Raw genomic sequence first — 13131 nt, 5'->3', positions numbered from 1 at the left:
CAAATATCGAGGAGGTAGGAACGCCGTGCCCGGCCGCCAGTCGTCCATCGACACCATCCAGCGCGAGCTGACCGCCTTCGCCCGCCGTGCCCGGCACAAGGCCTCCCAGCTGCACCCCGACCTCTCCCTGGTCACGTACAGCATCCTCGACCTGATCACCGAGCGCGGCGGCTGCCGGGCCGCCGACGTGGCCGCGCACTTCATGCTCGACAAGTCCACCGTCAGCCGCCAGGTCACCGCCCTGGAGAAACTCGGGCTGCTGGCCCGCGAGGCCGACCCGGACGACCAGCGCGGCCAGATCCTGCGCGCCACCGAGGCCGGACTGACCCTGCTGCGGGACGCCAACGAACAGCGCCGCCTGGCCTTCACCGCGCGCTTCACCGACTGGTCCGACGAGGACGTCGCCCGCTTCGCCGCCTACCTGGCCCGCTACGGCGAAGAGGGCTGACCCGGACGGACGACCGGCGGGGGTCCGGTCTCGGGGTGCGCCCCGCCGCCCCCACGGTGTACAGAGGAGAGGTGCCCCTCCGGCAGCGTCCCGATGCGCCGTACCCGGCTCACCCGCCGCATCCCCCCGGCCGCCGCCGCGCCTGGCGACCCGACGGCCGGGTGCTGACGGCGTTGACGCTCGCGCTGATCGTGCTGATCACCGTGATCGACCTCGTGTCCCCGCCCGACATCCACCTCGGTCCGCTGCTGATCGTCGCCCCCGCGCTCACCGCCTCCTTCGCCGGGCCCCGGGCCACCGCCACCGTCGCCCTGATCGCGTTCGCCGCGCTGGCGGTCATCGGCGCCGTCCGCGACAGCCTGACCAGCGCCAACATCGAGAGCCAGCTGGCCGCGCAGTTCGTCGTCTCCGTGCTGATCATCGGCCTGCGGGTGCTGCGCGAGCGGCACGAACGCGAGCTGGCCCGGGTCCGGTCGGTGTCCGAAGCCGCCCAGCGGGTCCTGCTGCGCCCCCTGCCGGAGCGGATCGGTCCGCTGCACCTGGCCTCGGTCTACCTGGCCGCCGACGACGAGGCCCAGGTCGGCGGCGACCTGTACGCGGCCGCCCGCACCGCCACCGGAACCCGGCTGCTGGTCGGGGACGTGCGCGGCAAGGGCCTGTCCTCGCTGGGCGACGCGGCCCTGCTGCTCGGCGCCTTCCGCGCCGCCGCCCACCTGCACGCCGAGCTGCCCGACCTGGCCGCCTACCTGGACGGCAGCGTCAGCTGGGACTTCGCCCAGCTCGCCGAGCAGTCCCGCCAGGCGCGGCAGTCCCGGCTGCCCGGACGTCCGGGCCTCCCCGGGCGCTCCGGCCTCTCCGGGCCGTCATCGCTCGCCTTTCCCCGCCTCCCGCCCGAGGAGGTGCCCGAGGAGACCGGCGAAGCCGGGGAGTCCTTCATCACCGCTGTGCTGCTCGACATTCCCGACGACGGCTCGCCGGTGCGTCTGATCGACTGCGGCCACCCGCCCCCGCTGCTGCTGCGCCCCGAGGGCATCACCACCCTGGCCGCCCGTCACCCCGCCCCTCCCCTGGGCCTCGGCGAGCTCGCGCCGGTGCGGTACGAGGTGGAGACCTTCCCGTTCCGCCCCGGCGACCGGCTGCTGATCTACACCGACGGCGTCATCGAGGCCCGGGACGCCCAGCGCCGCTTCTACCCGCTCACCGAACGCCTCACCGCCTGGCGCGCCGACCGCCCCGCCGCCCTGCTGAACCGCCTGCGCCACGACCTGCTCGCCCACGTCGGCGGCCGGCTGGACGACGACGCGGCCATGGTCCTGGTCGAACGGCTCCCGGAGTGACGGTCCCGGCTACGAGTCGTCCCGGGGACGAGTGCCCCGGGGACGAGCGTTCCGGCTACGGCTTGTAGGGCAGCTGCGGCACGTCGAAGCAGTTCGTCGTCATCGACGGCACCTGGGTGACCCAGCCGCCCTTGCCGCCCTGTGCCGAGTCCTGCCAGCGGGCGGCGTTCAGGCAGGCGCGGGTCGGGCCGGTCGGCGGCGGCTGCGGGACGAAGGAGGCGGGCAGGATCAGGCCGTGCGCGTCATAGGGCTCGGCCCGGTTCATGAACGCCTCGACGCAGGAGCGGGTCGGCGCGCCGCCGCAGGAGTCCAGCGCGTCGGTCAGCCACTGCGCGCCGGCCCAGCCCTCCAGCTCCCAGGCGGACAGCAGCCCGGCCCGGTCCGGGTAGTAGCGGGCCATCGCGGTCCGGAAGTCGCGCACCTCCGGGTACTGCTCGTCCTCGTAGTTCAGGCTCGACGAGGTCGCCCAGAGCGCGTTGCGGCAGTTCGGCGAGGACTGGTAGTCGCCGCGCACCGACTCCGACCAGTTCTGCACGTTGGTCACCTTCGCCGCGACCGTCACCCCGGACTCGTCCAGCGCCCGGCAGAGCGCCGCGTTGCCCCGGGTGTCCATGGCGTCGAACAGCAGCTGCGAGCCGTCGGCGCGCACGGCCGCGGCCACCGCCTGGAAGTTCGGCAGCGCGAAGTCCACCGTCTGGAGCAGCACCCGGTAGCCCTCCGCCTCCAGCCCCGACTTCAGCTGCCCGGCGTAGCGGGCCGAGTCGGCCTGGTTGTACGCGACGACGGCGGCGCTGGTCGCGCCCAGGCGCTGCTTGAAGAAACGGAACACCTCGGTGCTCTGGTAGAGCGTCCCGTTCCAGCCGACCGACCGGCCGTCGCGCGGGGCGCCGCTGCCGTAGATCCCGTACAGGTGCGGCCAGCGGTCGTAGGCCGTGCCGATCGGCTGGCCGCCGACGTCCGGCACCGCCTTGCCGCTCACGTACGGGGCGCCCGCGTAGTCGAGGACGCTGCCACTGACGAAGGCGAAGACGTGCGCCTGGTCGATCAGCCGGTGCACGCAGTCCTGGTTGCCGACGCCGCTGCCGCCGTCGTCGCAGGTCACCACCCGGACGGTGCGCCCGTGCAGGCCGCCGCGGTCGTTCAGGGCCTGGAAGAAGGCCTGGGCGCCGTACCGGGGGCCGCTGAACACCTCGCTGCCGACCGGGCTGGTGAGGGAGGTGACGATGCCGATCCTGATCTCGCCGGGGGTCACGCCGGTGTCGGAGGCGGGGTTGGTGCTCCCGGTGCTCCCGGTGGTTCCGGTGGTTCCGGTGGTTCCGCCGGTGCTGGCCGTTCCGCCGGTGCCGGTCGTTCCGGTCGTTCCGGGGGTACGGGTGGCGCGGGCGGTGAAGGCGTCGTCGGGCAGCCGGGTGCCGCAGCCGGCCACCGGCACGAGGAGCGGGAGGACCGCGAGCACCGCCGCCACGACGCGACCGGGCCGCCGCCGCGCGAACGCGACGACGGCCCGGCAGCGCGAGCGGGTGGTCAGCTGCATCCGGGGATCGGGGTGCCGCTGGCGCCACCGGCCTGGGTCAGCAGACCGCACAGGGTCGAGCGGGACACCTTCCAGGTGCCGTTCTCCAGGACGGACTGGCCCGACGCGCTCGGCTCGACCACGGTGCCCTGGAGCGACAGCGAGTAGGTGACGGTCGCGTCGGACGCGTCCGTGAACGCGACGTCGGAGACCTTCGCCTGCACCTGGCCGACCCGCGGGTCCTGCGAGAACCCCTGCAGCACCGGGAGCAGCTCGTCGCCGCCCTGGAGCAGCTTGGCCTTGTCGGGGATCGGGGTGTCGGGGGCGAAGAACTTCTCCCAGTTGGCGGTGATCTCCGTCTTGGCGGCCACCGGATCGGCGGGGGCGGTGCCGCTCGCGGTCGCCCCTGCGCTCGGGCTGGGGCTGACGGTCGCGCCGGCGGTCGGGCTACTGCTCGCGCTCGCGCTCGCCGGGGAAGAGGCCGAAGAGCTGGACTTGCCGCTGCTGCACGCGGCCGCCGTGCCCGCCAGTACCAGGACGAGCAGCGCGCTCGCCGTCCGCTGGGCCCGGCGTCCGCCCGTGGGGGTGCCGCTTCGCGTCACGTGCATGGTGTTCCCTCTCGACTGCGCCGCCCGGGCCGGTCGCACGGTGTCCCGGATGCTGTTCCAGGCCGATCCTGGAAACGTCTCAAGTGACACCATGAAGGCGGATCCATGGACGAATCGCAATCTGACCCAGAAATCACCCGTAACGCCCCAAAGCGTTCCTCCTTCCGGGCCGGGGCGGTTCGTGGCGCGTTCCAGGGCGGTGTGTTCCGGGGCGGGGCGTTCCGGGGCGGGGCGTTCCGGGGCGGGGCGGCTCGTGGTGCGCGGGAGTGGGCCGGCTGGCTGCTCGTCGCCGTCGGGGCCGTGCTGAGCGTGCTCGGCTGGTACGGGGTCTCCGGAGAGCGCTTCGTCGAGCAGCAGATCCCCTATCTGGCCTCCTCCACCGTCCCGGGCGCGGCGCTGATCGTGGCCGGGGTCCTCCTGGTCGCCCTCCGGCCGCCGTCCCCGCCGGTGCGCCCGGACCTGACGGACCAGCGGGTGCAACGGCTGTACACGCTGCTGGTCGAACCGGAGGGGGAGCCACCGGGGGAGCCGCCGGGAAAGCCGTCCGAGGCCGACCGGGGCGCGCCGGAGCCGGGCGGCCCGCGGGTCGAGGGGTGGCTGGCCGTCCCCGAGGGCACCCGCTACCACCGCCCGGACTGCCCGCTGATCACCGGCAAGGCGCGGGCCGGTCCGGTGGACGCGGACACCGTACGGGCCCGGGGCCTGACGCCCTGCCCGCTCTGCTCGCCGCCCCCGGCGGGCCCCTCCCCCGCCACCCGTCCGGGCGAACCCGCCCCGCCCACCGGCTGACCGCCCGTGCCCGCCGCCACCCTGCTCACCGCAGCCCCGCTCGCCGCCGCGCCCGACTCCTTCGGCCTCACCGTCGACCTCGCCCTCGCCGGGCTCACCGTCGGCAGCGCCGCCGCGCTCAGCGGCATCGGGCTGGTCGTCTGCCACCGCGCCACCGGGGTGCTCAACATCGCCCAGGGCGCCCAGGCCATGGCCGTCGCCTACCTGCTGCGCGACCTCGTGGTGGTCCGGCACTGGCCGGTCTGGCCCGCCGTCGCCTGCTGCCTGCTGGTCGTCGCCCCCGCGCTGGGCGTGCTGCTCGACGTCCTGGTCTACCGCCCGCTGCAACGGCGCGGCGCCGGACCGGCCGAGACCATGGTCGCCGGGCTCGGCGTGTTCGTGCTGCTCATCGGGGTGACCGTGCTGCTGTGGGGCGCGGCGCCGCTGGCCGGCGCGCCCTCCCCGCTCGGCGGCGCCCCGATCCACCTGCCCGGCGGGCACCGGCTGCGGCCCGACACCGTCGCCCAGCTCGCCGCCATCCTCGTCCTCGGCCTCACCGTCCTCGCCACCACCCGGTGGACCCGTTTCGGCCTCCGGCTGCGCGCCGTCGTCGACGACCGACGCCTCGCCGCCCTCACCGGGGTCGACGCCGACCGGGTCTCCGCCGCCGGCTGGGCCTTCGGCACCTTCACCGCCGGCCTCGTCGGCATCACCCTCGCCCCGTACCTGCTGCTCGATCCGTACGGGCTGCCGCTGCTGGTGATGGAGACCATGGCGGTCGCGGTCGCCGCCCGGCTGCGCAGCATCCCGGTCGCCGTCGCCACCGGACTCGGCCTCGGCATCGCGCAGGCCGAACTCACCCGGCTGCGTCCGTCCGGGCAACTGCTGCCGCTGGTCGAGGCGGTGCAGTCCAACCTGTTCGTGGTCGCGCTGCTGGCCACCGCCCTGCTGGCGGGGCCGCGCATCAGCGGGGAACGGGCCGAGGCCGCGCCGCTGGCCGTCGGCCGTACGCGAGGCACCGGCCGTACGCGAGACGTCGGTCGTGCGCGAGGCACCGGCCGTGCGGACGGTGGGGGACGTCCGGAGATCGGGGGACGTCCGCAGGGTGGGGGCGGACGGCTGGCGGGGGCGGTCTGCCTGGTGCTGCTCCTGCTGCCGCTCGGCTTCCGGGGCAACGACCTGCGCAGCGCCCTGCTCGTCCCCGCGCTGGCGCTCGTCCTCCTCTCGATCGTCGTGGTCACCGGCTACGGCGGGCAGATCTCGCTCGGCCAGGCCGGGTACGCGGGCCTCGGCGCGCTCGGCACCGCACTGCTGATGTCCGGCCGCGGCCCCGGTCTCCCGCCGCTGCCCGCCGCGCCCTCGCTGCTGATCGCCGTCCTCGTCACCGCCCCGCTCGGCCTGCTCACCGGGTGGCCCGCGATCCGCCGCCGCGGGCTCGCCCTCGCCCTGGTCACCTTCGCGGTGGGGACGGCGATGAGCCGCTTCGTCTTCCAGCAGCCGTACGCCACCACCGGGCTCCTCCTCGACCGCCCGGGCTTCCTGGCCGGCGACCGCGCCTTCTACCTCGCCGAACTGCTGCTCCTCGGCCTCGGCCTGCTCGCGGTCCGCGCCCTGCACCGGGGCCGCCTCGGCCGCGCCCTGACGGCCATGCGGGACCACGAACCGGGCGCGGTCGCGGCGGGGGTGGACGTCCCGGGCCTCAAGCTCTTCGCCTTCGTCGCGGGCGCGGCCCTGGCCGCCCTCGGCGGCGGGCTGATGGGCCTCGCCGGACGCGCCTTCGACCCCGCCGCCTTCGATCCGGTCCGCGGACTCCTCTGGTTCGCCGCCGTGGTCGTCGCCGGTGCCGACAGCGCCCTCGGCGCCGTTCTGGCCGCGGCGCTCCTGATCGGCCTCGACGCGGGCACCGTCGCCGGTGTCTCCGCCGTCGCCGTCGGTGTCCTCGCCGGCGCCATCGGCCGCCTCCCCGGCGGCCTCGCCGCCCTCCGCCTTCCCCGCCCCGGCCCTCCCCCGCCACTCCCACCGCTCCCACCCTCGCGCCTCAGTCCGGCGGGGCGCCGGGTCCGGGCGGTGATCGCGGCGCGGCTGGAGAGAGAGGACGGGGCGCCGTCATGAGCAACTCTCATGGCAGGACACCGACCGGCGGGTGGGGCGTCATGAGTGACGCTCATGGCCCTGCGGGCGACAGCCCACATGAGCAACTCTCATGGCGGCTCACCGGTCGCCGGGCGCAGACCCATGAGCAACTCTCATCGCCCTCCCATGAGCGACTCTCATCACCGCCCCGACATGAGCGACTCTCATGGAGGCCTCCCATGAACAACGCTCATGCCCGCCCTCCGTCCCCACCGCCCGAGGCGTCCCCACCACCCTCCGCACCCTCCCCGACCCGGATCGCGACCGTCACACCGGAGGGCAGCCCCCATGAGCAACTCTCATGACCGGCCCGCCGCCCGGCTCACCGCCCGCGGCATCGTCCGGCGGTACGGCGGGATCGAAGCCGTCGGCGGGGTGGACCTGGTGGCGCGGCCGGGGCGGATCACGGCCTTGGTCGGGCCGAACGGGGCGGGCAAGAGCACGCTGTTCGACTGCCTCGCCGGGACGGTCCGCCCGGACGCCGGGCGGGTGGTGCTGGGCGGCCGGGACGTCACCGGGCTGCCCGCGCACCGTCGGGTGCGGCTCGGACTGGCACGGACGTTCCAGCAGATCGCCGTCTTCCCCACGCTCTCGGTGGCCGACAACGTCCGGGTGGGTGCCGAGCAGCCGCCCGGGCCGTCCGGCCGGAGCGGCCGGGTGGAGGCCCGGGCCGTGGCGGAGCGGACGGCCCGGGCGCTGCGCCTGTTCGGGCTGCAGGACCTCGCCGCCGAGCCCGCCGGGGCGCAGCCGACCGGCGTCCTGCGGCTGGTCGAGCTGGCGCGGGCGCTGGCGGGCGAGCCCCGGGTGCTGCTGCTGGACGAGCCGGCGGCCGGGCTCGACGCGGCGCAGACCGCCCGCCTGGTGTCCGTGCTGCGCGGCCTCGCCGAGCGCGGCATGGCACTGCTGCTGGTCGAGCACGACGCCGAGCTGGTCGCCGAACTCGCCGACACCGTCTACGCCATGGCCGAGGGCCGGATGGTCGCCGGCGGCCCGACCGCCGCCGTCCTCGCCGACCCCCGGGTCACCCGGGCCTGGGGGACGGTGCGCTGATGCCCGTCGAAGCCGCCCTCCGCGCCGCCCGGGTCCGGTACGGCCCGCTGGAGGCGCTGCACGGGGTCGACCTCGCCTTCCCCTCCGCCGCCGTCACCGTCCTGCTCGGCCGCAACGGCGCCGGACGGACGAGCGCGCTGCACGCCCTCGCCGGGGTGGTGCCGCTGTCGGGCGGGCAGGTGCTCTGGCGGGGCCGGGACATCGGCGGGCTGTCGGTGCACCGGCGGGTACGGCGGGGGCTGGCCCTGGTCCCCGCCGAACGCGGGGTGTTCGGATCGCTGACCGTCGCCGAGAATCTGGCCATCGGCGGCCCCGGTCGGAGCGAAGTGCTGGATCTCTTCCCGGAGTTGGCCGCGCTGCTGCTCCGCCGGGCGGGCAGCCTCTCCGGCGGTCAGCGGCAACTGGTCGCCATCGGACGGGCGTTGGCGGCGAGGCCCGGCCTCCTCCTGCTCGACGAGCCCGAGCGCGGCCTGGCCCCCGCCGTCGCCGCCCGGCTGCACGCCCACCTGCTCGCGGGCGCCGCCGACGGCCGTACGGTCGTGCTCACGGCGCAGTCGCTGCCGCGCACCCTCGCCGGGGCGGCGGCGGTGCACGTGCTGCACCGGGGCGAGGTGGTCTTCTCCGGCGAGCCCGGGGAGCCGCTCCCGGAGCGGCTCACGATCACCCGGTGAGGAGCACCCCCGAGCAGAAGAGGTCTGCCCCGATGATCACGCGCCGAGTACCCTCGGGGCGTGATCGATCACGGCATCGCCTTCCCGTACTACCGCCTGCACATCGTCCCCGCGGTGGTGGCCCTGGCCAGCCCGTCCTGGCAGCGGGAGGAGTGGCTCGACCCGGGGAGGCTCGAGGACCTCGACCACGTCGTGCACGTGCTCTTCGACGATTTCTGCGATGCGCGGGAGCCCGCTCCCTGGCTGGGACTCAGTCTGCGCACCGAGGAGGAGGTCGAGCTGATGGCGCGTCTCGGGGCCGCCTACGACCTGGTGCAGGACGCGGTCGGCGCCGACGCCCCGGACGAGGTCTACCTGGACGCACCGGGCTGGCCCGCCGTGGTCGCCGAGGCGGCCCGGCTGGCCCAGATGATGGTGAGCAATGACCTCATGGCCTTGCAGGGCTTGCACGAGGCCGGCCACCGCTGGCCGCCCGGCACCGGCATCGCCCCGCACGAGCTGGAGGAGCAGGAACGCGAGAAGGCACGGGAGTTGGCGCGGGAGCGGGAGCCGGGCCGGCCCGGCGAGGACCCGGCGAAGGCCTGACGGCCCCGCCCGGGACCGTCAGGCCCCGGGCTCCGCGCCTCAGGCCCCGGGCCGGTACACGTACGGCGTCGTCGTGCTCAGCCGGGCGAAGCCGAGGCGCTGGAGGATGGGGCGGCTGTCGTCGCTCGCGTCGACCTGCAGGTACTGGTAGCCGAGGTCGGCGGCGACGCGGGCGCGGTGGGCGACGAGGGCGCGGTAGATGCCCCGGCCGCGCCAGTCGGGGGCGGTGCCGCCGCCCCACAGGCCGGCGAAGCCGGTGCCGGGGTTCAGTTCGATCCGGGCCGCCGACACCGGGCGGTCGCCGGCCAGGGCGACGACCATCCGGACCGTGTCGGTGCCGTGCCGGAGGTGGTCGAGCAACCGTCCGCGCAGCCGCGCCGAGTCGGTGCCGAACGCCTGCTGGTGGGCCTCCGCCATCAGGTCCACCCCGGCCTCGTCGGTCACCGGGTGCAGTCGGACGCCCTCGGGCAGGACCACCTCGGTGGGCAGGTCGGCGATCCGGGCGATCATCAGCGCCTCGTCCGGTTCGGCCTCGAACCCGGCCGCCAGCAGCCGGTCGCCGAGGTCCGCGGGGCGGTCGTGGGAGTAGACCTTCCATTCGAACTCCAGGCCCAGCCCGGTGAAGTGGCGCACCTGTGCCGCGATCGCGGCGTCCGCCCCGGCCTCGTCCAGATCGGACCAGAGCACGCCGTTCCAGTCGTCCTCCGCGCCCACGTGCCGTACCACGGCGCCGTCGTGCTCGACGCGGGCACCGGGGCCGTCGGCGTGCGCGTTGCGCCGGACCCGGTCGTCGAACAGGGCGAGTACCTCGTCATGATCCATCCGCTCACTCCAGCACGGGCCGGGAAGGCGCGCCACCGGGTTTCCGCACGGCCCGCTCCGGCTGCTCGGACCGCGGGCCGGGCAGCCCGTCGGGCGACCGAGCAGGCAGCCGATCGGGCAGCCGGCCGGGGGGCCGAGGGGCGCGGATCAGCTCGCTCGGCGCGTCCGCGCCTATGAGGGTGTCCACCAGGGCACGGGCTGTGGCGAGTTCCTCCATCTTCCGGGCGGTCCGGGCGCGTTCCCGGGCGGGGCCCGCGAGCAGCTCGGGGCAGGTCGGTCCGGGTGGGCGGCGCCCGGGAGTGGCAGGCCGGGCAGGATCGCGGCGATCGCGGCGCTGTTGAGCCCCGCCGCGAGGAGGGTGCGGATGCCGTGGACGGTGCCCGCGTCCCGCTCGCCGTACCCGCGGTAGCCGCTGGGGCGGCGCTCCGGGGCGAGCAGGCCCTTCCTCGTAGGAGCGCAGCGCGCGGGGTGACCCAGGCCCAGCCCGCCCAGCAACAGCCCGCCCAGCAACAGCCCGCGCGGGAACAGCCCAGGCGGGAACGGCCCGCCCAGGAGCAGCTGTTCTCAGGCGCGCCCCGCCCGTGGCCAGTCCCCGCGCTCGGCCAGGTCCAGGACCAGGGCCGCGATGTTCCACGCGTCGTCGTCGCCGCGGTGGTGGCGGCCCTCCAACGGGAGGCCGGCCACCGTCAGGGCCTGCGCCATGCCGGGGCGTCGTCGCAGGCCGTAGGAGGCGGTGAAGGCGACCTTCGCATTGGTGTGGCGCTCGCCGAAGGGGTACGCGGTGCCGGTCTGGCGGCATTGGCGGGTGAACTGGTTGCGGTCGTAGTCGCCCCAACTGGCCCACGGCAGCGCGCCCGTCCGGTGCTCGGCGGCCAGCGCCCGGCAGGCCTCGGCGAAGGAGAGGCCGCCGTCCACCTCGGCCTGGGTCAGCCCGGTCAGCTCGGTGCAGAACGGGCTGACCTCCGAACGGGCCGGGCGGACCAGCAGGCGGTGCTTGGCGAGGCGCTCGCCCGCGCGCAGATCGACGACGGTGAGCCCGATCTCGATGATCTCGCTCACCTGGCCGGGCGGCGGCTGCCCGTCCCAGCAGGTCGCTTCCACGTCGACCACGTTCAGCAGCTGCGCCTTGACGTTCATGGGAGCGAGCGTAGGGACGGCGTCAGCGCGGGTCACCCGGTTTTCGCCGGGTCCGCGAGCGGCTCCGCCTCCCGGACCGCGCGTCCGCCCCCGGGGCCGCACCTCCCCGGCCGCCCGCGCGCTACTGCGCCAGGTACCCGCCGTCGACCGGCAGGACGACGCCGGTGATGAAGGAGGCGTCGTCGGAGGCCAGGAAGAGGACGGCGGCGGCGACCTCGGCCGGGTCGCCGAGGCGGCCCATCGGGTGGAGCTTCTCGATCGCCGCGAGGTACTCGGGGCCGCCCGGTTCGTCACGCAGGCGGGCGACGCGTTCGGTGGTGATGGTGCCGGGGGCGACGGCGTTGACCCGGATGCCGCGGTCGGCCCACTCGACGGCGAGGTGCTTGGTGAGGCCGGAGGCCACGAACTTGGCGGGCCCGTACACCGCCTGGCCGCGCTGGCCGGCCTCGCCGGAGATGGAGGAGAGGCAGACGACGGATCCGCCCGGCCGCTCCTGGGCGGTCATCGCCTGGATCGCGTACTTGCAGGTGAGGAACATGCCGCGGCCGTCCACGGCCATCACCTGGTCCCACTGCTCGGCGGTGGCCTCGGTGATCTCCATCAGCGGGATCACCCCGGCGTTGGCCACCAGGACGTCCAGGCGGCCGGACCGGTCCACGGCGGCCTCGACCATCCGCCGGGCGTCCCCGTCGTCGGCCACGTCGCCGACCACCGTGCTGACGGCGCCCGGGAATCGGGTGGCCAGCCGGTCCAGCCCGGCGGCGTCGATGTCGGTGGCGACCACCGCCGCGCCCTCGCGGACGAACCGTTCGGCGACGGCCCGTCCGATGCCGCTCGCCGCACCCGTCACCACACAGGACCGACCGGCCAGCCGCCCGGCCGCGGCGCTTACCGCCACGTTCTCCGTCACCATGGCGCGACTCTACCGACCGGGCGGGCCGCAGGCCGGTCTCCCGCCGCCGACCACCGGTGGGCGCGTCGACCGGACGGCGCGCCCGCAAGACGCACCGCGGGCGCACCGACAGTCGCCGCAACGACCCTACGGGCCACGGCCGTTGCAGTGGGGCGCCGGCGAGCGGCCCGGTGCCGGCCGGCGCGGGCGCCGCCGGTCACGGATCAGACCGTGAGCACGATCTTGCCGCGCAGGTGGCCGTGCTCGCTGAGCCGCTGGGCCTCGGCCGCCTCCGCGAGCGGGAACACCCGGTGCAGCGGCAGTCGGAGGGTGCCGGCCTCGTGCAGGGCCAGCGCGGTGGCGAAGGCGCGCTGGTGCTCGTGTTCGGTGTCAGCGCCGGCGGTGATGCGGACGCCGTACTTCTGCGCGCCCACGAAGTCGGCGATGGTCAGGACCCGGTCCGTGCTGCCGGTGAGCTCGATGGAGAGCGGCAGCACCCCGCCCTGTCCGGCCGCGTCCAGCGCCCGGTCCACCCCGCCGGGCGCGGCCGCCCGCACCCTCTCGGCGAGGCCCTCGCCGTACGTGACCGGGACGGCGCCGAGCTCGCGCAGGTGGTCGTGGTTGGCCTCGCTCGCGGTGCCGATCACGGTGATCCCGCGGGCCCGGGCGAACTGCAGCAGCACGGTGCCGACCCCGCCCGCCGCGCCGTGCACCAGCAGGGTCTCGCCGGACCGGACGCCGAGGACGCCCAGGGCCCGCTCGGCGGTCTCGGCGGCGACCGGGAGTGCCGCGGCCTCCTCCCAGCCGAGCGAGGCCGGCTTGTGGCCGAGCGCGGCGACGGGCACCAGCACGTGTTCGGCGTAGCCGCCGCCCATCACGGCGCCGAACACCTCGTCGCCGGGTGCGTAGCCGCTCACGCCCTCGCCGACGGCCTCCACCACGCCGGCGACCTCGTAGCCGGGCACGGCCGGGAAGGTGACCGGGAAGAGCTCGACCATGGCGCCGCTGCGCACCTTGTGGTCGATCGGGTTGACGCCGACCGTACGGACCGCCACCCGCACCTGGCCGGGCCCGGGGACGGGCAGTTCGAGGTCGATCGGACGCAGCACGTCCGCGTCGCCGTACTCGTGGAAGGCGATCGCCTTGGTCATGGAATCTCCTTGGACT

The 13131-nt window shown here is 75.5% G+C and carries 14 protein-coding genes; 7 read left to right on the top strand and 7 right to left on the bottom strand.

Annotated features, from left to right (window positions below; translation table 11 throughout):
- The first annotated feature begins 25 nt into the window (after positions 1-25).
- Both ACIRD3_RS01235 and ACIRD3_RS01230 read left to right on the top strand, forming a co-directional pair.
- Positions 26-448 (top strand): MarR family winged helix-turn-helix transcriptional regulator, encoded by a 423-nt coding sequence (locus tag ACIRD3_RS01235; protein WP_402209714.1) that lies wholly within the window; start codon positions 26-28, stop codon positions 446-448.
- A gap of 161 nt (positions 449-609) precedes the next feature.
- Entirely contained in the window at positions 610-1785 is a 1176-nt protein-coding gene (locus ACIRD3_RS01230) for a PP2C family protein-serine/threonine phosphatase (RefSeq protein ID WP_402209712.1), read from the top strand.
- Positions 1786-1840: 55 nt separating this feature from the next.
- Here the strand turns inward: ACIRD3_RS01230 and ACIRD3_RS01225 are convergent, their stop codons facing one another.
- Positions 1841-3319 carry an ABC transporter substrate-binding protein gene (locus ACIRD3_RS01225; protein ID WP_402209709.1) on the bottom strand — a complete coding sequence of 493 codons (1479 nt, stop codon included), beginning with the start codon at positions 3317-3319 and terminating at the stop codon, positions 1841-1843.
- Positions 3310-3906 carry a hypothetical protein gene (locus ACIRD3_RS01220; protein WP_402209706.1) on the bottom strand — a complete coding sequence of 199 codons (597 nt, stop codon included), beginning with the start codon at positions 3904-3906 and terminating at the stop codon, positions 3310-3312. The genes ACIRD3_RS01225 and ACIRD3_RS01220 overlap by 10 nt, the downstream gene beginning before the upstream one ends.
- A gap of 201 nt (positions 3907-4107) precedes the next feature.
- On the opposite strand from ACIRD3_RS01220, the gene ACIRD3_RS01215 reads away from it, so the two are divergent.
- From ACIRD3_RS01215 to ACIRD3_RS01195, 5 genes are all read left to right on the top strand, one after another.
- Entirely contained in the window at positions 4108-4695 is a 588-nt protein-coding gene (locus tag ACIRD3_RS01215) for a hypothetical protein (RefSeq protein ID WP_402209703.1), read from the top strand.
- 6 nt (positions 4696-4701) lie between these two features.
- Entirely contained in the window at positions 4702-6786 is a 2085-nt protein-coding gene (locus tag ACIRD3_RS01210) for an ABC transporter permease (RefSeq protein ID WP_402209700.1), read from the top strand.
- Positions 6787-7095: 309 nt separating this feature from the next.
- Complete coding sequence (locus ACIRD3_RS01205) at positions 7096-7857, top strand: ABC transporter ATP-binding protein (RefSeq protein WP_402209697.1); 762 nt, start codon at positions 7096-7098, stop codon at positions 7855-7857.
- A complete protein-coding gene (locus ACIRD3_RS01200; protein ID WP_402209694.1) occupies positions 7857-8528 on the top strand; it encodes an ABC transporter ATP-binding protein in 672 nt (223 codons plus the stop codon). The genes ACIRD3_RS01205 and ACIRD3_RS01200 overlap by 1 nt, the downstream gene beginning before the upstream one ends.
- Positions 8529-8588: 60 nt before the next feature.
- Positions 8589-9113, top strand: a complete 525-nt coding sequence (locus tag ACIRD3_RS01195; protein ID WP_402209691.1) for a hypothetical protein — start codon at positions 8589-8591, stop codon at positions 9111-9113.
- A gap of 39 nt (positions 9114-9152) precedes the next feature.
- Here ACIRD3_RS01195 and ACIRD3_RS01190 read toward each other — a convergent pair whose 3' ends face one another.
- From ACIRD3_RS01190 to ACIRD3_RS01170, 5 genes are all read right to left on the bottom strand, one after another.
- The gene (locus ACIRD3_RS01190) at positions 9153-9935 is read right to left on the bottom strand and encodes a GNAT family N-acetyltransferase (protein ID WP_402209689.1); all 783 of its coding nucleotides are present in this window, start codon (positions 9933-9935) and stop codon (positions 9153-9155) included.
- A 171-nt stretch (positions 9936-10106) separates the two neighbouring features.
- Entirely contained in the window at positions 10107-10430 is a 324-nt protein-coding gene (locus ACIRD3_RS01185; protein WP_402210738.1) for a MerR family transcriptional regulator, read from the bottom strand.
- Positions 10431-10499: 69 nt separating this feature from the next.
- Positions 10500-11072, bottom strand: coding sequence for an exonuclease domain-containing protein (locus ACIRD3_RS01180; RefSeq protein WP_402209686.1), 573 nt, complete (start codon positions 11070-11072; stop codon positions 10500-10502).
- Between the two features lie 121 nt (positions 11073-11193).
- A complete protein-coding gene (locus tag ACIRD3_RS01175) occupies positions 11194-11985 on the bottom strand; it encodes an SDR family NAD(P)-dependent oxidoreductase (RefSeq protein ID WP_402209683.1) in 792 nt (263 codons plus the stop codon).
- Between the two features lie 203 nt (positions 11986-12188).
- Positions 12189-13115 carry an NADP-dependent oxidoreductase gene (locus tag ACIRD3_RS01170; protein ID WP_402209681.1) on the bottom strand — a complete coding sequence of 309 codons (927 nt, stop codon included), beginning with the start codon at positions 13113-13115 and terminating at the stop codon, positions 12189-12191.
- Between the last annotated feature and the right edge of the window lie 16 nt (positions 13116-13131).

Origin of the sequence: Kitasatospora sp. NPDC093550 (assembly GCF_044764985.1) — a bacterium.
GTDB lineage: Bacteria > Actinomycetota > Actinomycetes > Streptomycetales > Streptomycetaceae > Kitasatospora.
This window is presented reverse-complemented; position numbering and strand designations above follow the sequence as displayed.

Coding starts and splice junctions, on each gene's coding strand:
- ACIRD3_RS01225 (WP_402209709.1), bottom strand. CDS start 3,319: ATGCAGCTGACCACCCGCTCGCGCTGCCGGGCCGTCGTCGCGTTCGCG.
- ACIRD3_RS01220 (WP_402209706.1), bottom strand. CDS start 3,906: ATGCACGTGACGCGAAGCGGCACCCCCACGGGCGGACGCCGGGCCCAG.
- ACIRD3_RS01205 (WP_402209697.1), top strand. CDS start 7,096: ATGAGCAACTCTCATGACCGGCCCGCCGCCCGGCTCACCGCCCGCGGC.
- ACIRD3_RS01200 (WP_402209694.1), top strand. CDS start 7,857: ATGCCCGTCGAAGCCGCCCTCCGCGCCGCCCGGGTCCGGTACGGCCCG.
- ACIRD3_RS01190 (WP_402209689.1), bottom strand. CDS start 9,935: ATGGATCATGACGAGGTACTCGCCCTGTTCGACGACCGGGTCCGGCGC.
- ACIRD3_RS01180 (WP_402209686.1), bottom strand. CDS start 11,072: ATGAACGTCAAGGCGCAGCTGCTGAACGTGGTCGACGTGGAAGCGACC.
- ACIRD3_RS01175 (WP_402209683.1), bottom strand. CDS start 11,985: ATGGTGACGGAGAACGTGGCGGTAAGCGCCGCGGCCGGGCGGCTGGCC.
- ACIRD3_RS01170 (WP_402209681.1), bottom strand. CDS start 13,115: ATGACCAAGGCGATCGCCTTCCACGAGTACGGCGACGCGGACGTGCTG.